16 protein-coding genes and 1 tRNA gene are annotated in these 23,501 nt (G+C 60.3%); 5 read left to right on the plus strand and 12 right to left on the minus strand.

Annotated elements, in window-relative coordinates; all coding sequences use genetic code 11:
- Positions 1 to 413: 413 nt before the first annotated feature.
- Genes otnC through AC1Q8Q_RS27625 form a run of 4 tightly spaced genes read right to left on the minus strand, consistent with a single transcriptional unit; the run spans position 414 to position 4,652 of the window.
- Positions 414 to 1,052, minus strand: a complete 639-nt coding sequence (otnC, locus tag AC1Q8Q_RS27610; protein ID WP_492599175.1) for a 3-oxo-tetronate 4-phosphate decarboxylase — start codon at positions 1,050 to 1,052, stop codon at positions 414 to 416.
- On the minus strand, positions 1,049 to 2,341 hold the full coding sequence (gene otnK / locus AC1Q8Q_RS27615) for a 3-oxo-tetronate kinase (protein ID WP_020796426.1): 1,293 nt from the start codon (positions 2,339 to 2,341) through the stop codon (positions 1,049 to 1,051). The genes otnC and otnK overlap by 4 nt, the downstream gene beginning before the upstream one ends.
- A gap of 10 nt (positions 2,342 to 2,351) precedes the next feature.
- Positions 2,352 to 3,326, minus strand: a complete 975-nt coding sequence (gene denD, locus AC1Q8Q_RS27620) for a D-erythronate dehydrogenase (RefSeq protein WP_168757900.1) — start codon at positions 3,324 to 3,326, stop codon at positions 2,352 to 2,354.
- 15 nt (positions 3,327 to 3,341) lie between these two features.
- Positions 3,342 to 4,652, minus strand: coding sequence for an MFS transporter (locus AC1Q8Q_RS27625; RefSeq protein WP_020796424.1), 1,311 nt, complete (start codon positions 4,650 to 4,652; stop codon positions 3,342 to 3,344).
- Positions 4,653 to 4,814: 162 nt separating this feature from the next.
- Here AC1Q8Q_RS27625 and AC1Q8Q_RS27630 point away from each other — a divergent pair, with 162 nt between their 5' ends.
- A complete protein-coding gene (locus AC1Q8Q_RS27630) occupies positions 4,815 to 5,600 on the plus strand; it encodes a FadR/GntR family transcriptional regulator (RefSeq protein WP_033043139.1) in 786 nt (261 codons plus the stop codon).
- Between the two features lie 271 nt (positions 5,601 to 5,871).
- On the opposite strand, the gene AC1Q8Q_RS27635 is transcribed toward AC1Q8Q_RS27630, so the two are convergent.
- The 5 genes from AC1Q8Q_RS27635 to AC1Q8Q_RS27655 all read right to left on the minus strand — a co-directional run bounded on the left by AC1Q8Q_RS27635 (position 5,872) and on the right by AC1Q8Q_RS27655 (position 14,070).
- A complete protein-coding gene (locus tag AC1Q8Q_RS27635) occupies positions 5,872 to 7,998 on the minus strand; it encodes a TonB-dependent receptor family protein (RefSeq protein ID WP_492615758.1) in 2,127 nt (708 codons plus the stop codon).
- A gap of 313 nt (positions 7,999 to 8,311) precedes the next feature.
- Complete coding sequence (locus tag AC1Q8Q_RS27640) at positions 8,312 to 9,865, minus strand: amino acid permease (protein WP_168757902.1); 1,554 nt, start codon at positions 9,863 to 9,865, stop codon at positions 8,312 to 8,314.
- Between the two features lie 265 nt (positions 9,866 to 10,130).
- On the minus strand, positions 10,131 to 11,294 hold the full coding sequence (locus AC1Q8Q_RS27645; protein WP_432669444.1) for an iron-containing alcohol dehydrogenase: 1,164 nt from the start codon (positions 11,292 to 11,294) through the stop codon (positions 10,131 to 10,133).
- A 3-nt stretch (positions 11,295 to 11,297) separates the two neighbouring features.
- On the minus strand, positions 11,298 to 12,689 hold the full coding sequence (locus tag AC1Q8Q_RS27650) for an aldehyde dehydrogenase family protein (RefSeq protein ID WP_492615759.1): 1,392 nt from the start codon (positions 12,687 to 12,689) through the stop codon (positions 11,298 to 11,300).
- A 7-nt stretch (positions 12,690 to 12,696) separates the two neighbouring features.
- On the minus strand, positions 12,697 to 14,070 hold the full coding sequence (locus AC1Q8Q_RS27655; RefSeq protein WP_020796416.1) for a glutamine synthetase family protein: 1,374 nt from the start codon (positions 14,068 to 14,070) through the stop codon (positions 12,697 to 12,699).
- 216 nt (positions 14,071 to 14,286) lie between these two features.
- Between AC1Q8Q_RS27655 and AC1Q8Q_RS27660 the strand changes: the two genes are divergently transcribed.
- From AC1Q8Q_RS27660 to AC1Q8Q_RS27675, 4 genes are all read left to right on the plus strand, one after another.
- Positions 14,287 to 14,679, plus strand: a complete 393-nt coding sequence (locus AC1Q8Q_RS27660) for a GFA family protein (RefSeq protein WP_020796415.1) — start codon at positions 14,287 to 14,289, stop codon at positions 14,677 to 14,679.
- 227 nt (positions 14,680 to 14,906) lie between these two features.
- Positions 14,907 to 15,905: a bile acid:sodium symporter family protein gene (locus tag AC1Q8Q_RS27665; protein WP_083348878.1), complete on the plus strand. Its 999-nt coding sequence runs from the start codon at positions 14,907 to 14,909 to the stop codon at positions 15,903 to 15,905.
- A 121-nt stretch (positions 15,906 to 16,026) separates the two neighbouring features.
- Positions 16,027 to 16,101, plus strand: a tRNA-Gln gene (locus AC1Q8Q_RS27670).
- A gap of 331 nt (positions 16,102 to 16,432) precedes the next feature.
- On the plus strand, positions 16,433 to 18,109 hold the full coding sequence (locus AC1Q8Q_RS27675) for an MFS transporter (protein ID WP_020796412.1): 1,677 nt from the start codon (positions 16,433 to 16,435) through the stop codon (positions 18,107 to 18,109).
- Between the two features lie 145 nt (positions 18,110 to 18,254).
- On the opposite strand, the gene AC1Q8Q_RS27680 is transcribed toward AC1Q8Q_RS27675, so the two are convergent.
- The 3 genes from AC1Q8Q_RS27680 to AC1Q8Q_RS27690 all read right to left on the minus strand — a co-directional run bounded on the left by AC1Q8Q_RS27680 (position 18,255) and on the right by AC1Q8Q_RS27690 (position 23,466).
- The gene (locus tag AC1Q8Q_RS27680; RefSeq protein WP_492615760.1) at positions 18,255 to 19,367 is read right to left on the minus strand and encodes a hypothetical protein; all 1,113 of its coding nucleotides are present in this window, start codon (positions 19,365 to 19,367) and stop codon (positions 18,255 to 18,257) included.
- A gap of 125 nt (positions 19,368 to 19,492) precedes the next feature.
- Positions 19,493 to 20,686, minus strand: a complete 1,194-nt coding sequence (locus AC1Q8Q_RS27685) for a hypothetical protein (protein ID WP_141195470.1) — start codon at positions 20,684 to 20,686, stop codon at positions 19,493 to 19,495.
- Between the two features lie 71 nt (positions 20,687 to 20,757).
- Complete coding sequence (locus AC1Q8Q_RS27690) at positions 20,758 to 23,466, minus strand: glycoside hydrolase family 19 protein (protein WP_492615761.1); 2,709 nt, start codon at positions 23,464 to 23,466, stop codon at positions 20,758 to 20,760.
- Positions 23,467 to 23,501 lie beyond the last annotated feature (35 nt).

The raw sequence follows: 23,501 nt of genomic DNA on the forward strand, positions 1-23,501 counted from the left end.
CGGCAGGACGCCGGTTTAGCCGCGCTGGGCCATGGATGGCCCATCGCGGCGACCCACGGAGCAATGCCGGAGTGAGGACATGCCGAGCCCTGGCGAGGCACCGAGTGGTGGGGCAAAGCCTTTTGCTTACTTTTTGCTGGGCCGGCACTCCGGCGTTTGGAAAAGTGAGTCGCTGTAAGAGCGAAACCGCCAGCCGCCATCACCGAACAAACGGATAAGCTCCCAATCCAATCCAATCCAATCCAATCCATACATATAACGTCAAGCTTAAGTAAACAGCATTGCTTGTAGGAGCGAGCCTGCTCGCGAAAAGCCTGAGAGCGCTGCAGGGTGTCAGGCTTCCAGCGTTATCGTTGTCGTCCATCGCGAGCAGGCTCGCTCCTACAAATGCATTTAGCGCAAGGCCCGGGGGGTTACCACTGCACGCCAAAAACTTCGCGCAGCTCATCCAGCGCGGCCTGGTCGAGCGGGGCCGGCTTGGGGTTGCTCATCAGCCACAGGCGTGCGGTTTCTTCCAGCTCTTCCAGGGCATAACTGGCCTTCGACACCGAGCTTTCCCACACCACCGGACCCAGGCGTTCGAGCATCACCCCGCGCACGCTGTTGGCCAGTTGCGCCACCCGCTCGGCTACCTTCGGCGAGCCGGGACGTTCATAGCCGATCAACGGGATATGCCCGACCTTCATCACCTGATAGGGCGTCAGCGGCGGCAGGATGTCATCCTGCTGCCAGACCCCGGCCAGCGTCAACGCCACCAAATGCGTGGAATGGGTATGGACCACGCCGCCGACACCCGGGTTGCGATCATAGACCTCACGGTGCAAGCCCAGGGTCTTCGACGGTTTGTCGCCGCTGACCCATTCCCCGGCCAGGTTGACCTTGGAAATGGCGGCCGGGTCCAGACGGCCCAGGCAGGCGTCCGTGGGTGTGATCAACCAGCCATCGTCGAGCCGGGCGCTGATGTTGCCGGCACTGCCTACCGTGTAGCCACGGCTGTACAACTGGCTGCCGACGTCACAGATTTCTTCGCGCAGGGCGTTTTCGTTGCTCATGCTTGAACTCCCGCCAGGTGTTTCAGAGCCTTGGCGAAGAAGTCAGGGCCACCGAAGTTGCCAGACTTGAGTGCCAGGGCCAGTGGTTCGCCGGGCGTGCTGACGCAAGCGGGCACCCCCGGATCAATTTGCGCACCGATCTGCAACAGCTGGATATCCAGGGCTTGCACCACGGCCCCGGAGGTTTCTCCCCCGGCGACCACAAAGCGCCGTATCCCGGCCTGGTGTAGCCCGCTGGCTATCCGGCCCATGGCCTGCTCGACCATATTCCCCGCGCGCTCGGTACCCAGTTCACGTTGTACGGCCTTGACCTCATCCGGGGAGCTGGTGGCGTAGATCAGTACCGTTTCCGCCGTGTCAGCGACGAAGGCCAGTGCCTGTTCGATGACCGGCGCTCCCGCCGCCAAGGCCAAAGGGTCGATCCGAAAGGCTGGGCGACCGGCCTGCAGCCAGCTCGCCACTTGCCCATTGGTGGCTTGCGAAGCGCTGCCCGCGAGCACCACTTCGCCGCCGTCGACTTTTGGTACCAGGGTGGCGTCCAGCTCGCGAAGTTTGCCAGCCCGTCGGAAGTTATCCGGCAAGCCCAGCGCCAGCCCTGAACCACCCGTCAGTAGCGCAAGACCGGCGCAAGCTTCGCCCAGCAGATGCAGGTCGGCATCGGTCACCGCATCTGCGATCGCCATGCGCACACCCTCGGCGCGAAGCTGCGTGATGCGCGTGCGAATGCTCTCCACGCCTTTGGACACCGTGTCATGGCGCAGCAGGCCGACTTTGCCCTGACTCTGCGCTTGCAGCACCCGAACAAGGTTCGCGTCTGTCATCGGTGTCAGCGGGTGATGCTGCATGCCCGACTCGCTGAGCAACTGGTCCTGCACGAACAAATGCCCACGAAAGACCGTGCGCCCGTTCTCCGGGAAGGCGGGGCAGGCCAGGGTGAAATCACTGTCCAGCGCTTCCAGCAAGGCTTCGCTCACCGGGCCGATGTTGCCGTCAGCGGTCGAGTCGAACGTCGAGCAGTACTTGAAGAAAATCTGTTCGCAGCCACGTTCGCGCAGCCAGCGCAGCGCTTCGAGCGACGCCTCAACGGCGTCGGCGGCCGGCACGGTGCGAGACTTCAGGGCGATGACGATCGCATCGGCGTCGAGGTGTTCGGCAACCTCGGCGCCGGGTATGCCGATGCTTTGCACGGTGCGCATGCCGCCGCGCACCAGCATGTTGGCAAGGTCCGTGGCACCGGTGAAATCGTCAGCGATGCAGCCCAGCAGAGGGCGGGCAGGGGCATTCAACATGTCGGGTTCCTCATCCGGGCAGATAATCAGTCATGTACTGCTTGATCACAGCGCGGAAATCTTCATCTGCGGTGAAGCCCAGGTCCCGGGAATAGGTGGCACAAAAGGACCCCGGCCACGAACCGACGATGCGCTCGATCGCCGGATTGCGCTCCAGGCTGATCCGCGCGGCCACTTCCGTACCAGCGACCTCGCGCAGGGCATCGATCATCTGTTCGACGGTAATCGACAGGCCCGGCATGTTGATCACCCGACCCTCGGTCATCTGCTCGCCGGCCAGCTCATGACCATGGATCAGGTTGGCGATCGCCTGCGCTGGCGACATCAGCCAGAGCCGCGTATCGAGGGGCACCGGACACACGCTGGGCTGGCCGTTGAGCGGTTCGCGGATGATCCCGCTGGCGAAGCTGGAAGCGGCCAGGTTGGGTTTTCCCGGGCGCACCACGATGGTCGGCATGCGCAGGCTGCGGCCATCGACAAAACCGCGTCGGCTGTAGTCGGCGAGCAGCAGGTCGTTCATGGCTTTTTGCGTGCCATAGGAACTCTGCGGTGCCCACACCTGATCATCGCGCACGCGTTCCGGCAGTTGCCCGCCGAATACCGCGACGGAGCTGGTCATCACCCATTTTGGGCAGGTACCGAGCAAGCGAATGCGTTCGAGCATGTTCTGGGTCGCGGTGAAGTTGATGCGCATGCCCAGTTCGAAGTCGGCCTCCGCCTGGCTGGAAACCACCGCAGCCAAATGGAAGATGCTGTCGGTGCTGGCGTCGATCAGGCTGTCCAGCACTTCAGGGTTGGCGATATCGCCACACACCACCGTTACCCGCGGATCATCGATGCCCTCGAGCGCGACCCTGTCGAAGGCGACGATTTGCCCGATGGGCTGGGGCTGGCCTGCACGGTCGGTCAGCGAGCCGCGCAGCAGCAGGGCTTCGATCAGACGGCGGCCAAGGAAGCCGGCTGCACCGGTCACGAGAATTTTCATGAGTTACTCCAAACGTCAACGGTTGACGAGTTTTCCGGGAATTCGGAAGACCAGCAGGGCGCCGAGGAACAACGCGCTTGCCATCACATACATGCCGATCGTGGTGCTGTGGGTCGTGTCCTTGAGGAAGCCCATCAGGTACGGCGAGACGAAACCCGCGAGGTTGCCCCAGGAGTTGATCAGGGCAATGCCGGCGGCCGCGGCGGTGCCACCGAGGAAGGCGGTAGGCAGGCTCCAGAACAGCGGCAGGGTGCTCATGGCCCCCATGGAACCCAGGGTCAGGCCGATCATCGAAATCGTGAAGTTGTCGCTCCAGGTGGCGGAGATGAACAGGCCGATACCGCCCAGCACCGCGGTCAGCGCCAGGTGCCAGCGACGCTCGCGCAACCGGTCGGCGCTACGCGACACCAGGATCATGGTCATTGCGGCGGCGGCATAAGGAATGGCGGTGAGCATGCCGACCTGCAAGACATCGCTGACACCGGCCTGGCGGATCAGCGTCGGCAACCAGAAGCCCACGGTATAGAAGCCGGCGATCATGCAGAAATAGATCGCCGTCAGCAGCCAGATGCGCGGCTGCAGGAACACCTCTTTGAGGCTGTGGGTTTGATGGCCTGCAGTTTCGGCGTCGATGCGGGTTTGCAGCAGGGTTTTCTCTTCCCGGGTGAGCCAGCCGGCACTGGAGATGCGGTCGCTGAGGCAGAAGATCACCAGGATACCGACGGCGATCGAAGGCAACCCTTCGAGAAAGAACAGCCATTGCCAGCCAGCAAACCCGTGGTCACCGTTGAAGGCGCTCATGATCCAGCCGGACAGGGGCGCACCGATCAGTCCCGAGAGCGGCACTGCCGTGGCGAACAGGGCGTACATCTTGCCGCGGCGATGGGTCGGGAACCAGTAGGACAGGTAGAGGATGACACCCGGGTAGAACCCGGCCTCGGCGATGCCCAGCAGGAAGCGCATGATGTAGAAGGACATCGGCGTACTGACCAGGGCCATGGCCGAGGAGATGATGCCCCAGGTGATCATGATGCGTGCGATCCACAACCGCGCACCGACGCGATGCAGGATCAGGTTGCTGGGAATTTCCACGAGGAAGTAGGCAATGAAGAAGATCCCTGCGCCGAGACCGTAGACGGCTTCGGAAAACTGCAGATCGTCGGACATCTGCAGTTTGGCGAAACCCACGTTCACCCGATCCAGATAGGCGACGAGGTAGCACAGCAGTAACAGCGGCAGGATACGCCACGCGGCTTTGCGATACGCAAGGTCCTCGAAGCGATCGGCGGGCGCGATGGCACCGGTTTGAATCACTGATTCAGTCATGTGTTTCCCCCATCCTTATTTTTGTAGTGGGTGACGTTGTTTTTGTCGGATTTACATGAGCAGCGGTTTTTTATCATAATACGTCATACGAATTCAAGGCGTAGAATCCAAAGAGGACGACGGGTCTAAAATGCAGTACCGTTCACCGATTTGAGCCCAGAGATGCCTATGCCCACTCCTGACAAATCCCCCTGTTCCGCCGAGGCACTGGCCGTTCTGAAGGACTCCGCCAAGGGCACGCTGTCCGATCAGGTGACGGCGGCCCTGAAGGCCTATATCGCCAACGGCGAAGTACTGCCGGGTGCTCGCCTGCCCACTGAGCCCGTGCTCTCGGAGCGTTTCGGGGTGAGCAGGACGGTCATCCGCGAGGCGATCTCGCGCCTGAAGTCAGCCGGCCTGGTCGAGGTCCGCCAAGGCAGCGGCACCGTCGTCAGCGAAGGTGCGCACATCAAGGCGTTCACCATCGACCTGGACGTCAGCGGCTCGATCGAGGCGGTATTGCGGGTCACCGAACTGCGTCGCGGTATAGAAGGGGAGGCTGCGGCACTGGCGGCACAGCGGCATTCGCCGGCGCAACTGGAGGCCATCCACCAGGCGCTCAAGGCCATCGATGCCGCCGAGCAGGCGGGGCGCGATGGCGTCGAGGAAGACCTGGCGTTCCATCACTCCATTTCCAGGGCAACGGGCAATCCGCTGTACCCGTCACTGCACGAGTTCATCGCGCAGTACATCAAGGAAGCGATCCGCATCACCCGCTCCAATGAAGAGCGTCGCCACGACCTGGCCAGGACGGTGCATGTCGAACACTCCGCCGTGTACGAGGCCATCGCCGCACGAGACCCCGAAGGCGCGCGCCATGCCGCGCTCAACCACATCAACAATGCGGTCGAGCGGCTCAAGAGTGCCGATCCCGCGTTCTGGCAGAATCCGGGGGCGAGAACCTCTTAGCCTGATCTGTAACGGCCCGGATTACCGGCGAAGGCTGCGTAGAATGTTGCGCTGACCTTTCGGCCCTCTTCGCCGGCAAGCCTGGCTCCTTCGGTGTTTGTTTGCACCGGGCGAGGCGTCGTGATCACCACTGGCCTGTAGGAGCCCGGCTTGCCGGCGAAGGCGACCTCGAATATTGCATTTACCTGTCTGGCCTCATCGCTGGCAAGCCAGCTCCTACAAAATCTGCGCAGGGCGTTGACTCTTGGGTGCCGGATTTCCTGCCTATGTCTTACAGCAGGCTCCACGACACCCCGACATACACCCCCATACCTTCACCCGGCGTCGACCGCGCCGCGTCCAGCCCTTTGTCGTCGTAGCCCGGCGTGACGGTAGCGGCGTAGTGCTTGTCGGTCAGGTTGCGCATGTCCACCCAGGTCTGCCAGTCACCCTTGGGCGCGTTGTAGCCCAGGGTCGCGCCGAACAGCGCGTAGGGATCGGCGTAGTAGCTGTTGGCGTAGTCGACCGCCACCTTGGACACCCATTGCGTGTTGAGCGCGGCGAAGAATCCCTGGGGCCAGTCGTAGCGCAGTTCGCCCTGGTAGTAGTGCATCGGCAGGCCCGGCAGGCGGTTGTCGCCGAAGCGCTCGTCGTCCTGGTAATGGAAGTCACTGAAGGTGTAGCTCTGGCGCAGGCTCAGTTGACCGCCATCGTTACCCGACCACAGGTTGCTCGACAGGCTGGCTTCCACGCCCTGGTGCACGGTGGGGCTGGCGTTGAGTTCGTAAGGCGTGGTGGCGTTGGCATCCGGCAATACCGAGAGCAGTTCGTGGCGCACCTGGGCGTAGTACCAGGCCAGGCTCCATTGGCCCATCGCGCTGTCGCCGCGACCGCCCAGTTCCAGGGTGGTCGCGGTCTGGTTTTGCAGCTCGACTGGATCACGCTGGGTGCCGGTGGCGGGGCCGCTGCCTGCCGGGAAGCGGATGTTGGAGCTGTAGATCAGCGACCAGGGGTGCGGCGCCTCGACCGAGCGACTGAGGTTGCCGAACAGTTGCAGGTCGGGCGTGAGTTGGTAGCGCAGCCCCAGGCGCGGGGCATAGTCCCAGTCGCCCTGACTGGTCTTGCCACCGCCTTGCGGGTAAGTCACCGCGCTTTCCCGGCGGGTGTAGATGGCTGCCAGGCCCGTGGTCAGCCATAGGTCGTCTGCAATCTCCAGGTCATTGCCCGCATGCAGGACGCTGTCCGAACCCTGGTAGGTGAAGTTGCGCATGGGCGTGCCTGGCGCATAACCGGCCGTGTTGCCGGTGGGGATGCGCACCTGCTCGCTGGCGCCGGCGTTGGGCAGGTGCTTGGTCACGCGCAGGCCCAGCGTGCTCTGGCTTTGCAGGCCCCAGAGGGTGTCGCGACGCTTGTAGTCGAGGGTGCCGCTGACATCCGTGTACGCCACCTTCAGGCGGTTGGGGCCTTCGCGCAAGTCCATGGGGTAGTCATGGTAGGCAAGGCCGGCCAGGATGCTCGAATCGTCATCGATGAACCAGGTGGTCTTGTTGCCGATGAAGGTGCTGCCCGGCTGTTCACGGCGATCGTCGCGCGCCACGTAGGCGGGGTTGGCCGCGCGCGGGTCGTGCTCGATGGAGTGTTTGGTGACCCGGCCGGCGAGGTCGTTGTCGGTCTGGCGGTAGCGCAGGTAGAAGCGCGTTTCCAGGTTCGGGTTGAAGCGATAGCCGAAGTTGGCGATGGCGCCCTGGCTCTCGCTGGCGGAGTGATCCTGGTAGCCGTCCGAACGGGCGTCGGTCAGGGCCAGGTAGTAGTCGAAGTCCCCCAGCACCTGCCCGGAGCTGACCTGGCGCTGCTGATAACCGTGGCTGCCCGTCGCGTAGCGCACCTGCAACCGTGGTGCGTTGTAGCCGGTATGGCTGACGTAATCGATGGCCCCGCCCAAGGCCAGGGCACCGCGGTCGAAACCGTTGGCGCCGCGCAGCACCTCCACATGGTCAAGCCATAGCGGCTCCAGCAGCTCATAGGGCGTGCCGCCGGGACCGGTCAGCGGCAGGCCGTCGAGCATGGCGTACAGGCCCGAGGCATGGGCGCCCGGCGCACGGTTGATGCCCGACCCGCGGATCGAGATCTTCACGCCTTCATTGCCTGCCGACTGGGCATAGATGCCTGGCTGATAAGCCAGCACATCCTGATTGCTCGCTACCCGGCCCTGCAGGGGGCGGCGCATGTCGACCACGTTGGTGCCGCCGGGTACCTGGTCGAGCCGCGCCTTGGCGTCCTCGATCCCCTGGTCCTCGTCACTCGGGTTGTCGGCCCCGATCAGCACTTGCCCCAACTCCAGGCCCTGGCCCTGGGCGATCGCCGGACAAACAAGGGCCAGGCCCAGCAACGCGGCGGACAGGGATTGGGGCGAGGGCATTGAGAAAACTCCAGACAGGGGGATACGGGCAGTGAAGTCTGCGACGTATGAAAGAACGAACGGAGCACATGATGATTTTGCTGTTGCGCCAGGAACAGGCTTATCGGCAGGGGCGAGCCTGGCGTGAAATGGCGACCGTCCATGTCGTCGCGCTGCGGGAGGGCGCCTACTGTCGAACAGGCGCAAGGTTCACTGTAGGAGCGAGCATGCTCGCGATGGTCGTGAACGATAACACGTTGAACCAGATGCCCCGCAGCGCCCTCTGGTTTTTCGCGAGCATGCTCGCTCCTACAGGTAGGCAGTCGCGGTTGTTTCAGCGTTTGTTCAACGCTGCTTCCGCCGCCGCGATTTCAGCCTGGCGCTTGAGGATCACGTCGCCCACCGGCGGTCCCTGGAAGCGTCGCGCTTCGAAACCGAACCAGACGATGGCCGTCAACACCAGGAAGCCGATGGTGATGTACAACGCCCAGTCGTTCGGTGGCTGGATGCCGATGACGAAAATGATCACCATCGACACGACCGAGAGCAGGGCGAACACCGTGTACCAGAAGCGCCCCATGTTCCACGGCCCCATGGTCGGCCATTTTGCGCTCCCGTAGGCAAACAGGCCCAGCACGATGGGAATGATGAAGGAGAAGAACAGGAAGATCACCGTGCAGGAGACCACGATGGTGTACACCGGCGTTTCTCCGATCGATATCACCGACGATCCCCAGACGAACAGCACCGCCAGTGTGGCACCGGTCCAAATGGCTGCCACCGGGCTGCGAAAGGTTGGCGAAACCGAGGCCAGGGCTTTGGAGCAAGGCAGGCCGCCGTCGCGGGAAAACGCGAAGATCATGCGTGAAACCGAGGTCACGGTCGCCAGGCCACAGAGCACCTGCGAGATGAAAATCGCCACGTACAAGCCGTCCTTGAGCAGCGGGTTAACTTGGGTATTCATGGCCCAGAAGAACACGCTCCAGCCTTGCTTGGCCGCTTCGTCCATGCTCGGCAACATCAGCACGAATGCGCTGAGCATCACCCAGCCGAACAGCAGCGACCAGACCACCGACATGACCATTCCCCGCGGCACCGACATGGCCGCATTGCGGGTTTCCTCCGAGGTGTGGGCAGAGGCGTCGTAGCCAGTGATGGTGTAGATCGGCAGCAGCAGGCCGAGCATGAAGACCCAGCTGTTGGAGACTTCCGGCCAGACGCCGCCACCCGCCGCGCCAGAGTAGTTGCCGAAGGTCACCAGCCGGGAGAACTCGTAGCTGGGGGCTGATATCAAGCAGACGATGGTCAGCGCCAGTGCGGTGGCGAAGATCAGGTAGCCGGAGAAATCGGTGAGCCTGGCGGTCAGGCCGATCCCCAGGTGATTGCACAGGGCCTGGAGACCCGTGAGGATCGCCAGGAAAATCACCCGGGTCGTGGTGGTGTCTTCCATGCCCAGCGTGGGGCCAAAGGCGCCGAAAAAGAAGTAATAGGTGCCGACGTTGATCGCCCCGAGCACCGTGACCAGCCCCAGCAGGTTGAACCAGGCCGTGAGCCAGCCGGTAAAACGGTTGCCGAGGATCGAGCCCCAGTGATACAGGCCGCCTGCGGTGGGGTAGGCCGAGGAAATCTGCGCCATGGCCAGGGCGAACACGCCGGAAATCAGGCAACCAATCGGCCAGCCGATACCGATCGACGCGCCGCCGGCGCCCGAGGTGCCCTGGGCCAGTGAGTTGATGCCACCGGAAAGGATGCAGATGATCGAAAAGGAAATCGCAAAGTTGGAGAAAACCCCCATTCGTCGCGACAACTGCTGGGCGTAGCCCATGCTGTGCAGCACCTTGACGTCATCGTCGTGCGCGTCGGTGCCGGGCTGGCTTGCTGGGTTCATTGTCGTGTGCCCCTTCAGGTTTTGATACGCAGCCATCCGGCGCTCCGGATGGATTGGCTTTCAACCCCTTGTCGTACTGCTCCTGTTTCCTATCGGTGAAACCTGCCTGCTTTTGTGTAGCAGCGAGCATGCTCGCGATGGAGGTTAACGATTACTCGGGGCGTCAGGTTCCCCGCGTTATCGTTGAGGTTCATCGCGAGCAGGCTCGCTCCCACAGTCAGGTTCCCCGCGTAATCGTTGGCGTCCATCGCGAGCGTGCTCGCTCCTACAGAAGGCGGCCGTGGAGGGCCGCCTGGAAAATTTCCGCTACACCGGCCCGGGTCAAGGGCAGCGGGTTGCCGCCGGCCGACGGGTCGACCACCGCCATGTCGGCGATCAGGTCGGCTTGCTGGTCATCCACCCCCAGCTCGAACAGCGTATGCGGCACGGCGATGTCCTTGCGCAATTTGAGGACGAAGGCCAGGAAGCTGTCGAAGCCCGGGGAGGGCAGGTGCAGGTACGCCGCCAGGCGTGTGATGCGTTCCTCGATGGCCGGACGATTGAACTTCAGCACGTAGGGCATCAGTGTGGCGTTGGTCATGCCGTGGTGGGTGTCGTACAGCGCGCCGATCGGATGCGCGAGGGCGTGCATCCCGCCCAGGCCTTTCTGGAATGCAGTGGCGCCCATCGCCGCCGCCGCCAGCATTTGCCCGCGTGCATCGAGGTCCGAAGGGGTGTGGACGGCACGCACCAGGGCATTGCTCACCAGGCGCATGCCTTCGACCGCAATGCCATCGGCCATGGGGTGGAAACCAGGGGCGCAGTAGGACTCCAGGCAGTGCGCCAAGGCGTCCATGCCTGTGCCTGCGGTGACTTTGGCCGGCATGCCGACGGTCAGGGCGGGATCGCTGATGACCACGCGCGGCATCATTTTCGGGTGGAAGATGATGCGCTTGGTGTGGGTGCGATCGTCGATGATCACCGCGGCGCGCCCCACTTCCGAGCCCGTACCCGCGGTGGTCGGCACCGCGATGACCGGGGCAATGCGGCTTTCATCGGCGCGGGTCCAGTAGTCGCCGATGTCTTCGAAATCCCAGACCGGGCGGGTCTGGCCACTCATGAAGGCGATGAGCTTGCCCATGTCCAGGCCGCTGCCTCCGCCAAAGGCCACCACGCCATCGTGGTTGCCCGCGCGCCAGGCGTCGAGCCCGCCTGCCAGGTTGGCTTCGACCGGGTTGGGCTTGAGGTCGCAGAACAGCGCGGCGCCCAGCCCTGCATCGCGCAAGGCATCCAGCGCAGCCGTGGTGATCGACGCACGCCCCAGGCCGCTGTCGGTGACCAGCAGCGGGCGCTGGATACCCTGGCTGCGACAGGTCTCGGCCAGTTCCGCGATGCGGCCGACACCGAAGCGGATGCTCGTGGGGTAGTTCCAGTTTCCAGTCAGGCTCATGGCTCAGATCTCGTGGCGCAGATGGAAGGATTTGGCACGGGTCAGGTGTTCGTATCCCAAGCGGGAAAGGGTCACGCCGCGGCCACTGTTCTTGACCCCTGTCCAAGCCAGGGTCGGGTCCAGGTAGTCGCAGCGATTCATGAACAGGGTGCCGGTTTCGATCTGCTCGCCCAGGCGTTCGGCGGCGGCCAGGTCCCGGGTCCAGATGGACGCGCTGAGCCCGAACTCACTGTCGTTCATCAAGGCAACGGCCTCGTCGTCGCCGGCAACTGGCATGATGCCGACCACTGGCCCGAAGCTTTCATCGCGCATCACCGACATCTGATGGTTCACATCCACCAGCACTTGTGGAGCCAGATAGGCGCTGCCGGGCACATCGGAGGCGAAGGCTAACGCGTCGATCAGCGCCCTGGCGCCCTCACTCAATGCCTCGGCGATCTGCCCGCGCACGAAATCGGCCGCTTGTGGATTCACCATCGGTCCGAGGGTGGTGGCGCGGTCCAATGGATTGCCCAGCACGTACCGGCGGGTCAATTCGGCGAAACGCTGGATGAAGGCCGGATAGATTGTCTGATCGACATAGATGCGCTCCACGGCGCAACAACTTTGTCCCGAGTTGAAGAAGCTGCCGTCCACCAGGTTTTCCACCGCGTGTTCGAGGTCGGCATCGGCCCGAACGTAGGCAGGGTCCTTGCCGCCGAGCTCCAGGCCGGTGCCAATGAAGCCTGTGAGTGTCGCCTGCTGGACGATCTTGCCGGCCTCCACCGAGCCGGTGAAATTCACCTGCTGTATGTCGCCGGAGGCGATGGCCAGCGCAGTCGAGGCGTGGTCAAGCACCAGGTTCTGGAACAACCCTTCAGGCAGATGCGCCCGACGAAAAGCTTCGGCGAAACGCTCACCCACCAGCAGGGTTTGCGAAGCGTGTTTGAGGATGACGCTGTTGCCAGCCATCAGCGCCGGAATGACCGAGTTGACTGCCGTCAAATAAGGGTAATTCCACGGGGCGATCACCAGCACCGTGCCCAGCGGTTCGCGCTTGATATAGCGCTTGAAACCCGCGACAGGCCCGGGCTCCACCGCTGCCAGAGCTTCAGGCGCAATGGCGATCATGTGCCGCGCACGTTCTTCGAAACCACGCAGTTCGCCGGCGCCGAAGCGCACCGGTCGACCCATCTGCCAGGCCAGTTCCGGGACGATGTCATCCTTCATGGCCAGCATTGCGTCCACCGCTGCGCTGCAAATGGCCGCACGTTCGTTCAGCGGCCGGCGTTTCCACTGCGCCTGGGTATCGGCCGCCGCCGCCAGTGCCCGATAGAGCTGGCCGGTATCGGCGCAGGGACGTTCAGCATAAACCCGGCCATCGACCGGGGAGATGAGTTGAATCGTCTTGGTCATGGCAATCTCAATAGCGCTCGAAACCGCGCTGCAGTTCCCAATCGGTAATCCGCCGGTCGTACTCCTTCTGTTCCCATTCGGCGGTGTGCACGTAGTGATCGATGACCTCGTCACCGAAGGCCTCGCGCAACATGCTCGACTTCTGCAATGCGGCACTGGCCTCACGCAAAGTCTTGGAGACCTCGGGCAAATGCTCGTCTACGTAGGCATCGCCCTCGAAGGGCGCGGCGAGCTCGAGCTTTTCATCGATGCCCGCCAGCCCGGCAGCGATCAAGGCGGCGAAGGCCAGGTAAGGATTGAGATCGGCACCGCCAATGCGACATTCGATTCGGATCGATTTGCTGCCCTCGGCGCACAAGCGAAAGCCCGCGGTGCGATTGTCCCGGCTCCACACTGCGCGGGTAGGGGCGAAGGTGCCGGCCTGGAAGCGCTTGTAGGAATTGATATAGGGCGCGAGAAAGCAGGTGATGTCGTTGGCGTACTTGAGCTGCCCAGCCACCCAGGCACGCATCAGCTTGGACATGCCGAACTCGGCCTTGGCATCGAAGAACAGCGGCTTCTTGGCGTTCTTGTCCCACAGCGAATTGTGGATGTGGCTGCTGGAGCCGGCGGCGTCATAGCGCCACTTGGCCATGAAGGTGATCGCCTTGCCCTGCAGTTGAGCGATCTCCTTGCACGCATGCTTGATGATGACGTGATGGTCGGCCATGGTCATCGCGTCGGCGTAACGGATGTTGATTTCTTCCTGGCCCGGGCCCCATTCACCCTTGGAGTTTTCCACGGGAATGCCGCTGGCCTGCAGATGCTTGCGAATTGCCCGCAGCACCGGCTCTTCGCGAGTGGTCTGCAGGATGTTGTAATCCTCGATGTAGTGCCCGGCGGTTTTCGGCTTGTGGTAGTTGCGCTTGTGGATGGCCTCGTAGCTCTCGTCGAACAGGTAGAACTCCAGTTCTGAAGCGAACATGCCGGTGTAGCCGCGTTCACGCAGGCGCTCGACCTGTTTTTTCAGGATCGCCCGCGGGCTGTGGGGCAGGTCCTCTCGATGGTGATGGTCCAGCACGTCACACAGGACCAGCGCCGTGCACTCAAGCCAGGGCACCTTGCGCAAGGTGCGCATGTCGGGCTTGAGCACGAAGTCGCCGTAGCCTTTGCTCCAACTGGCGGCGGCATAGCCCGGCACCGGCTCCATGTCGATGTCGTCGGCCAGCAGGTAATTGCAGCAGTGGGTTTCTTCATGGCCGCTGTCGATGAAAAACTCGACCTGGAAGCGCTTGCCAACCAGGCGCCCCTGCATGTCGACCATGCACACCAGTACGGTATCGATCTCGCCAGAGGCGGCAGCACGCTTGAGTTGGTCAAAACTGAGGAACGGCTCGGTCATCACGGCAATCCTGCGCAAATTGTTTGGGCCTGTCTGAGATAGCTGTTGCAGACGCTCTCCAGATAAAACCAACAACTGCCGCCGCGAGCATCGTAGGCAATAAGCTGACGTAAGCTTAGCCTACTGTCGCTTTTCGCAAGTTTTTGCTGCGCAGGGTTTGTGAGCCTCTACAGTCGTTGAACGGCTACTTTCAAACTTTTGAAGAGGAGGCGAGGCATGCAACGATTTACTGGCGGCTGCCTGTGCGGCAATGTGCGGATTACGGCGTCGGGGCAGCCCTACCGGGTTGGCCTCTGTCATTGCCTCGATTGCCGCAAACACCACGGGGCGCTCTTTCACGCCTCGGCGATCTTCCCTGAGGACGCGGTGACGATCGAGGGCGAAACGCGCGACTACGCCGGGCGCTATTTCTGTCCGCGCTGTGGCTCGTCGGTGTTTGCCCGCAGCGACGACGAAATCGAAGTGAACCTGGGCTCGCTCGATGCCCCTGACCAGTTGCAGCCAACCTATGAAAGCTGGACGGTGCGGCGCGAGTCCTGGTTGCCGGCGTTCCCGCTCGCACGGCACTACAAGCATGATCGAGAAGGCACCGGCCGATGTGATGGCTAAATGATATGGCTTGTAGGAGCGAGCATGCTCGCGATGAACGTCAACGATAACGCTGGCAACCTGACACCCAGCGGTGCTCTCAGGTTCATCGCGAGCATGCTCGCTCCTACAGAAGATCAGCGTGTCGTCCTGTCCGTTAGGCGATATCTCCTGGCTTGTTAGCGTTAGCCGGCAATCAGGGCGCGCGCTATTGTGGTCGCACGTTCCCGGCCGCCTGGATGATCCCGATGACCCGCCCCCGTTTCTTGCCCGATAACTTCACCCTGACCCTGATCGGCGTGGTCCTTCTCGCCAGCCTCCTGCCCGCCAGTGGCCAGGTGGCCGTGGGCTTTGGCTGGTTGACCAATAGCGCTATCGCGCTGCTGTTTTTCCTGCACGGCGCAAAGCTGTCCCGCGAGTCGATCATTGCCGGCGCCGGCCACTGGCGCTTGCACTTGCTGGTCTTTGGCCTGACGTTCGTCCTGTTCCCGCTGCTCGGCCTGGCGCTCAAGCCTGTGCTGTCGCCGATGATCGGCGCCGACCTGTACATGGGCATGCTCTACCTCTGCGCGCTGCCAGCCACCGTGCAGTCGGCGATTGCCTTTACCTCGTTGGCGCGAGGCAACATTCCGGCGGCGATTTGCAGTGCGGCAGCGTCCAGCCTGTTCGGGATCTTTCTCACGCCATTGCTGGTGACCTTGCTGCTGGACGTGCATGGCGAGGGCGGCTCGACCCTCGACGCGATCGTGAAAATCAGTGTGCAGTTACTGCTGCCGTTCATTGCCGGGCAGATCGCTCGCCGCTGGATCGGTGCCTGGGTGGCGCGTAACAAGAGCTGGCTTAAATTTGTCGATCAGGGCTCGATCCTGCTGGTGGTGTACGGCGCTTTCAGCGAAGCGGTGATCGAAGGCATCTGGCACCAGATTCCATTGCGCGATCTGGCCGGGCTGGTGGTCGCCTGCTGTGTGGTCTTGGGGTTGGTGTTGCTGGCGTCCACCGTGCTGGGCAAGGCCTTGGGTTTCAACCAGCAAGACCGCATCACCATCCTCTTCTGTGGTTCGAAGAAAAGCCTGGCCACAGGTGTGCCGATGGCCCAGGTGCTGTTCGCCGGCAGCACCATCGGCGTGTTGATCCTGCCGCTGATGCTGTTCCACCAGATTCAGTTGATGGTCTGTGCGGTGCTGGCCCAGCGGTTCGCCAATCGCCCTGAATCGGTGCCTGAATTGATGGCACAGGTCGATCCTTGATGGTAAGTCGCTGTTTTAAAATAAAATAATGATGCAGGGGGGTTCCCAGGCGGCAAGAAAGTTGATAAATTGCCGCCCATTCCTGCAGGGGGCCATCCACGGCTCTCCAGGTAGCCGCTACAGGGGCGTCGCCAAGCGGTAAGGCAGCAGGTTTTGATCCTGCCATGCGTTGGTTCGAATCCAGCCGCCCCTGCCATCTTTTGATCAGCCGCGCTCGTGCATTGCACGAGCGCGGCTGATTGCATTCTGAATATCCTCTCCCCGCAACAAAATACCTTCCCACTGCACAGTGTCTCCTTCGCAGGCTCACGACAGCTCGTTCGCTCGATCCCGTTTGCCCATGATGACGAGTGGATATCTGCAAGAAGCCGATTATGCTTCTAGAAACCTTGCAGCGATGCGAGGCCGTCAGCCTGTGTGCATGCTTTGCGCAATCCGTAATCCGATGACTTCAGCCCTAGGGCCTGGGTGCGGCTATAAGACAGTGGGTACTCCGGCCTATAACAAGAGCAAGACGGAGAAGACTCATGGCCGCAATCGACAACACAACCACGGGCAGCGCGCCCAACCGCGGGATCACCAAGGAGGAGCGCAAGGTCATTTTCGCCTCGTCCCTGGGCACCGTGTTCGAATGGTACGACTTCTATCTCTACGGCTCTCTTGCCGCGATTATCGCCAAGCACTTCTTTGCTGGCGTCAACGAGACAACGTCCTTCATCTTTGCCTTGCTCGCGTTCGCCGCAGGCTTCGCCGTTCGCCCCTTCGGCGCCATCGTGTTCGGCCGTCTGGGCGACATGATCGGGCGCAAGCACACCTTCCTGATCACCATTGTGATCATGGGTATCTCTACCGCCGTCGTGGGCTTTTTGCCCGGTTACGCGACCATTGGCGTGGCGGCACCGATCATCCTGATCACCCTGCGCCTGTTGCAAGGCCTGGCCCTGGGTGGCGAGTATGGCGGCGCAGCGACTTACGTGGCCGAACATGCACCCAAAGGCAAGCGTGGCTACTTCACCTCGTGGATACAGACCACCGCCACCCTCGGCCTGTTCCTTTCGCTCCTGGTGATCCTGGCCTGCCGTACAGTCCTCGGCAACGAAGCATTTGAGGCCTGGGGCTGGCGGATTCCCTTCCTGCTGTCGATCCTGCTGTTGATCATCTCGGTCTACATCCGCCTGCAGCTCAGCGAGTCGCCGGTGTTCTTGAAGATGAAGGCCGAAGGCAAGTCCTCCAAGGCGCCGCTGACTGAATCCTTCGCCCGCTGGGAGAACCTCAAGATAGTGATCATGGCGTTGCTCGGCGGTACCGCCGGCCAGGCCGTCGTCTGGTACACCGGGCAGTTCTACGCGTTGTTCTTCCTGCTGCAAACGCTCAAGATCGACGCGCAGACAGCCAACCTGCTGATTGCCGGTTCGCTGTTGATCGGTACGCCATTTTTTGTCATTTTCGGCAGCCTGTCTGACCGCATCGGACGCAAGGGCATCATCATGGCTGGCTGCATCCTCGCAGCGGTGACCTACTTCCCGATCTTCAATGCGTTGACCCAGTACGGTAATCCCGACGTGTTCGTTGCGCAGGAGAAGAACCCGGTCACGGTGGTCGCCGATCCCGACGAGTGTTCGTTCCAGTTCGACCCGGTCGGCAAGGCCAAATTCACCAGCTCCTGCGACCTGGCCAAGACCGTGCTGGCGAAAAGGGCCATCCCCTACAAGAACGAGAAGGCCGAACCGGGCACCGTCGCGCAGGTGCGCATCGGCGACAAAGTCATCCCAAGCTTCGAAGGCACCGGCATGCCGGCCGCCGACTTCAAGACCCGCAACGACGCCTTCGTCGCGACCCTCGGCACCGCCCTCAAGGACGCCGGCTACCCCGAGAAGGCCGATCCGGCCAAGACCAACTACCCGATGGTGCTTTTGCTGCTGACCATCCTGGTGATCTACGTGACCATGGTCTATGGTCCGATCGCCGCCTGGCTGGTGGAACTGTTCCCGGCGCGCATTCGCTACACCTCGATGTCGCTGCCTTATCACATCGGCAACGGCTGGTTCGGCGGGTTCCTGCCGACCGTGGCCTTCGCCATGGTCGCGGCCACCGGCGATATCTACTATGGGCTGTGGTACCCGATCGTCATCGCAGTGATGACGGCCATCCTGGGCACCTTCTTCCTGCCGGAAACCAAGGATCGGGAGATTCATCACACCTGAAACCTGGAATGCGCGGAAATATTGTAGGAGCCGGCGGTGCGGTGCATCTGCCGCACCATGTTATCGTTCTTCGCCGGCAAGTTGGATCGCCGCCTGCTCACTCTGTAGCAGCTGTCGCAGGCGGCGATCTTTTGACTTTCGGTGCTTACGCTTTCAAGGGGGCTGATACTGGCATCAACACCGTGCCCCACAGACCCGCCGCGGCAGCACCACCACTGAAGATGAATTGCGGTCCTGCGCCACGCGCAATCGCCTGCGTCCCAGTTGCGATGGCTAGCCAAGGTGACGCACAGCCTGGATGACCCAACATCGCATCGAGGTCGCACAATCCCGTTTTATTGACTGGCATGGGGACTTTACTCAGTACGCTCGCAACATCCACAGCCCGTTGCGCGTTGATACCCACTCGCCAAACCCGCTCGATCGATGTCGATTCAAGCGGCACCCAATCAAGGGCCTGGCGCGTGGCATAAAACAGGTCATCGGAGGAGGGCGTGCGCTCCTGTTCCGGGCGGTGAAGAAAAGCTATCGGCGCTAAGGTGGTTTGCGTCAGGCGGTTGCCAAACAACAACCCGACGGCGGCTTCTGCCTTGCCTTCAGGCTGCTGCGGTGCAAACTGCACAGCCACCACCAACAGCAACGCCCGATCGCGGATACGCCGGTCGAGCCACAGGTCCATTGCAGTCAGTCCGCTGCCATCGACAGGGGTAACGAGCTGGCGAATACCGGATTCGCGCCACGCCTGCCGCCAGACTCGGCGCCACTGGCTCTCCGGCAAACCGCTGTCGACGTCCAGCAACAGGGCCAGCGGTTGATCAGCAGGCAATTGCGCCAACGTTGGCGCCAGGTCGGCGAGCGTCTGCGCCCATATACTCAGCAATAGCGCTTCCGGATTTTCATCGGCATCGCACGATAAACAACTATGGCGAAGTATTGCTCCATCCATTCTGGACGCTTGGGACTTCAACGCCGTCGTCCCACTCAGGAGAGCTTCCAGTTGTGTTGATGCCTCATCGCCAGGCTGCTGAAGCACCGTCTGCAAACTCACGCCCAACACCTGTTGCGAGCGGCGGCCCTGTCGAGTCTTGCGGATCAGGTCTTCTTCACGCGCTTCATCCCAACCTTCGGCGGCACCGTGTTCGCCGACGTATAACAGCGCTCGTCCGAAACCCAGTACAAACCAACTCAGGATTGGAAAGACCAAGGCCGCGCGCCAGAACTCCGTAGGCCGTTGAGGTAAGGTTTCATCGCCGAGCAACAGCGTTCCTCCTGTGCCCAGCAAACAGAACAGCAACAACAGGCTGAGCCAAAGCAAAAAACGAGGTGGTTGAGGGCATAGTGCGGGAGGAGGGAGTTTATCCAGTCTGATTGGCATGTTTTCACCTAACTCTCTGAAAAATTAATTGACTTGCACTGTGTCCATTTCGTGATTTTTTTTATTGTTGTTTTATATGAAACCCTGCACCATCCACCCCACGAATCCTCCGCTAAAACTTTGTCCCCCTTAATTAAATACATATTTGGCGCGTATTGTAGCAACGGCTCCGAGCCGCCCTCATAAAGATATGCTTTTTCCATAATGGAGCCGGTGATAATTTTGCCAGTATGGATGGCGTGAAACAAAGGCGAGCTTACCGTTTTCTCAACACTTTTTTTGTCTTTATACGGGTACGCATATGTTGTTCTTCCCTGCTTATCCACTTCATCTCCACCCAAATGAAAAAAACGAGTGAGCTTTTTGTCCAGAAGTAATGTGTCCGCCTCCAATCTAAAAACACTAACATCGTAAATATCGCTTGCCGGATCCCACGCCCTTGGTATTTCCATGCGATGTACGACGAACAATAGTTCTTCTCCCCCATCATCAACGGGAAGAAAAAATGCGTCAGTGATAACCCCTTCCGTACCCAAGTATGGAAATTCATAAACAAGCTTTGGGCTTTCAGATGGAATAACTGAATAAAGGGATATTCCATCAGGTTTACGGGTTGGTTTCGCATTGGCTTGCAAATCCGTTTTTGTGTAGACAATACATGCATTCACCCGTTCTACATCCATAGAGCTATAAGCTTCCCGAAGACCAATGCTGCTGCATTTATTCGCATCGGATATCTTTGTTGTGCCAAGTTCTACTGTTTGTATGCCTTGATACGCATCGTCGGTTAAATAGTCTAACCCAGGAAGGTCACAGTTTTTATTAAAAACTTTTTTGTCTTGTTTTCTGGCAACAACGTTGTAGCCGAAGGAGTTAAGGCTTTCGAATGAATAAAGGTATTCGCCACGTGCAAAGCGAAGAGCGACCCCGGTACTTTCAGAGTTGCTCGAATTGTAAATTGTGAATATTCCCTTTGGTGGTATTTTTTGCTCTGGATACTGCAGTTCTATTCTTGCCGGACCAACACCGTAGGACGGTTTTCCAAAACGATACTGTACATAGCCACTGTCAGGAGATGTATTGTTCTTCGCGCAAATGGAAGCAACCTTCCCCAAGTAGTTGTCTTGATCCAAACTGGAGTTGAATGCACAGCTAATGTAAACATCCTCACCCTTTTCACATAATGTTGAATTTTTGTCCACGTATCGATCCTTTGCCCAGGACTTAGGGTTCACAAAAGATCCAATAGCCAAACAAACTATCAGTATTTTTTTCAATTTAAATTCCCTTTTTTCAATAGATCAACAAAGTGCCCCCTTCTATCTGGGTGGCTTGCCGTATGTTTATTTACGACAGTGGTTATTGAATCCACAACCTCCAAAGCGCTACCTTTATCTGCTATTTTATATAACTCATTGTTCAGCCAAAAACTCGCAGCCGACCGAACCGCATATTTCACCTCCAACAACAAGTCAGGATTCACAACAAAGTCTGCATAATCGTTTGGCCACTGCGCCGAATGCTTTGTGTGCCAACGTTGAAATAGTGTGTAATTGTGCAATCCTGTCAGCTGTTTTAAACCTCGCCCTCTATACCTCCAACCATCCCCGCTTGAAATTCCTCGGCTGCCGAGTTCGGTGCGCCCCCCATATGCCCCATTGGCAATAGCCTCATAATCGGCGCGACCCATAGAGACACCATTTTCTTTGATTTTTCCTGTCTTGATTTTGTACCCGTATCGCCTTGCTTCTTCCGGGTTATTCCGAAAGTAACTGAACAAGTCAATCAATGTGCTGGATTTATATGCGAAACTCTCATCTATCGATAAAGCCTCCCCGGTTTCTTGTTTTATCTGTGCAAAAAAGTGAGCTCTTCGCAATGGAGTATTTAACTTGAAGAAGTCGAGGTTTGCGTTTAATTCGTCAGCGATTTTTTGCAAATCACCGTTTCGATCTTCACCAAGCTTCGGGTAAATGCTTTTCATAGTTTCAAGGGAAAACTTAAATCGGTCACCACTAAAACTCCCCATCAAACCAACCGGATGAAAGTGATAGGCACTCCCCCATGAAGGCAGCCCCACCTTTTCCGCGACGTCCCTCCACCACCCCAGCTCTGCAATCCGCTGCTTCTCCGCCAGCCAGTTCAAGTGCGGCGTCGAGCCGCTATGGCCGAGCAATTCATCCAGTGCGTCCCATATCTTCGGCTGCTGAAACCATTCGCTTTCCTTATACAGGATCATCTGCGAAATCGACTGCGCATGCGCCGGCAGCTCAAGGGCCGCTTGCAGTTCAGTGGCTGTCATCTTGCCGTCGCGGTTGCGATCGATGATCTCGTACAACCGGTTCTTCATCGGGCCTTTATCGTCTTTTTCGGCAAAGGGGCGATAACGCTCGCGATGCGCGTCGCTGAAACTGTCGATTGCGCTGAGAAAAGAGGCCATCAAGTGTTTGGGTCGGCTGTAGTCGATGATGACGTCATAGCCTTCCCAGGCCCAGGGACTGACCCAGGGCGTTACGCCAATCTCTTCACACACCCAGCCATCGAGAAGATTGTTGTCGGCGTCGTGAAGCAGGTTTTCCAGGTGATACCAGGTGCGCGCTTTGCGGGTCGGGTTCGCAGGCACCTGGATTTTTCGATCCGCCGGCAGGTCATCAAGCAGCTTCTTGGGGATCAACAGGTCGGCCGCACTGCGCGGGCTGGAATCACTGGCCATCTGCATTTGCGCAGCGGTATGTCCTTCTGGCGCCACCACGGGTGTGCCCTTGGCGAGCTTCAGCCAGGTCCTGTCTTTTTCCGGCAGGTGCTGCGCCCAAGCCCGGCTGGCTTCGATGAACGCCTCGACGTCATCACCGCTGAACGTTTCCAGGTGCAGCTTCTGTTCCGGCTGATCCGCGTCACAGTCCTGATACAGGCCGAGGTGGCCGATCAAGTCTCCGGCCTTGATCGCGACGGGGGTGTCGAGGACCATTATCCGATCTGTCGCCAGTGGTTCCAGCACGCTTTGCAGCGCAGCGAACTGTACCCACTGCGTGACCCGTTCCAGTTTGCGAAATTCGCCTTCACCGCTGACGGTGACGACCGTACCTTTGGGCAACTCGCTGATTTCCTTGCGGTGCAGGCTCGCTTCCGGGCGCACCTTGAGTGCATCTCTAGCCGTTTCGATGCGATGCTCGCCGTTCACCACCGACTGCAGGAACCGGGACGCGAGGTAACCGCGTAGCGAGCCATCGGCGTTGCTCAGGCTGGCCGGGCCCAGGCGGTTTTCCAGACGTCGGTACTCGCCGTCGCCGCTGATGCTCAGCTCGGCGCCGCAGGGCAAGAAGTCAGCGACCTTGTCGGACCGGGGGCGGTAGTAAACGTACACGCCGCGTTGTTCGGGATCGTCAGGATCGGGATCGTTCGCCGTGGCCTTGACCCGGTGCACTTCGCGCCAGAATCCCGGCCGTGCGAAGTTCGGATCGTCGTCATACTTCACCCAATCCTGCAGGTGCAAGTACAGGCTGTAGAAGATCAAGCTCGGTGGCTGATCGGTGCTGCCCTCAAGCTTCGGCGGCTGCAGGTGATGACGGACCAGCACGAAGTTGCGCGAGAAGGGTTTTTCAACTTCTTCATTGACGAAGTAGGTCGTTTTCGGCGAATACGTATCGATGCGGTAAGCCACCACTTCGCCGTCGGCCAAGCAGTGCACATGGGACTGCTGTTTCAGGCCCGCAGCGGTACCGCTGTCGAAATGCACGCCGCCGTGCCACAGGCCATTGCGGCCCAGAGGGTAGTAACCGGCGGTGGCGTTGGCCAGGTGGGTCAGCTGTTGTAACGGGTCGCGCGCGTCCTTGAACGGGTGGCACCAGTTTTTCAGCGGCGGCAAGCGTTCGGCTTCGGGAGTCGTCGCTGGCGAAGTGGGTTGGGTGGCAGGGGTTGGCCAGACCCTGGGGGTGCTTGAATCGTAGTGACGGCCAAAAATCCAGTCGAGCAGCGTTGCCATGGCGTGTACGTTCCTTGTAACGAAAGGGGAGCAGG

It is taken from the genome of Pseudomonas sp. GW823-FHT06B06 (assembly GCF_058795195.1).

Coding starts and splice junctions, on each gene's coding strand:
- AC1Q8Q_RS27625 (WP_020796424.1), bottom strand. CDS start 4,652: ATGACTGAATCAGTGATTCAAACCGGTGCCATCGCGCCCGCCGATCGC.
- AC1Q8Q_RS27665 (WP_083348878.1), top strand. CDS start 14,907: ATGACCCGCCCCCGTTTCTTGCCCGATAACTTCACCCTGACCCTGATC.
- AC1Q8Q_RS27660 (WP_020796415.1), top strand. CDS start 14,287: ATGCAACGATTTACTGGCGGCTGCCTGTGCGGCAATGTGCGGATTACG.
- AC1Q8Q_RS27690 (WP_492615761.1), bottom strand. CDS start 23,466: ATGGCAACGCTGCTCGACTGGATTTTTGGCCGTCACTACGATTCAAGC.
- otnC (WP_492599175.1), bottom strand. CDS start 1,052: ATGAGCAACGAAAACGCCCTGCGCGAAGAAATCTGTGACGTCGGCAGC.
- AC1Q8Q_RS27655 (WP_020796416.1), bottom strand. CDS start 14,070: ATGACCGAGCCGTTCCTCAGTTTTGACCAACTCAAGCGTGCTGCCGCC.
- AC1Q8Q_RS27645 (WP_432669444.1), bottom strand. CDS start 11,294: ATGAGCCTGACTGGAAACTGGAACTACCCCACGAGCATCCGCTTCGGT.
- otnK (WP_020796426.1), bottom strand. CDS start 2,341: ATGTTGAATGCCCCTGCCCGCCCTCTGCTGGGCTGCATCGCTGACGAT.
- AC1Q8Q_RS27650 (WP_492615759.1), bottom strand. CDS start 12,689: ATGACCAAGACGATTCAACTCATCTCCCCGGTCGATGGCCGGGTTTAT.
- AC1Q8Q_RS27640 (WP_168757902.1), bottom strand. CDS start 9,865: ATGAACCCAGCAAGCCAGCCCGGCACCGACGCGCACGACGATGACGTC.
- AC1Q8Q_RS27635 (WP_492615758.1), bottom strand. CDS start 7,998: ATGCCCTCGCCCCAATCCCTGTCCGCCGCGTTGCTGGGCCTGGCCCTT.
- AC1Q8Q_RS27630 (WP_033043139.1), top strand. CDS start 4,815: ATGCCTATGCCCACTCCTGACAAATCCCCCTGTTCCGCCGAGGCACTG.
- denD (WP_168757900.1), bottom strand. CDS start 3,326: ATGAAAATTCTCGTGACCGGTGCAGCCGGCTTCCTTGGCCGCCGTCTG.
- AC1Q8Q_RS27675 (WP_020796412.1), top strand. CDS start 16,433: ATGGCCGCAATCGACAACACAACCACGGGCAGCGCGCCCAACCGCGGG.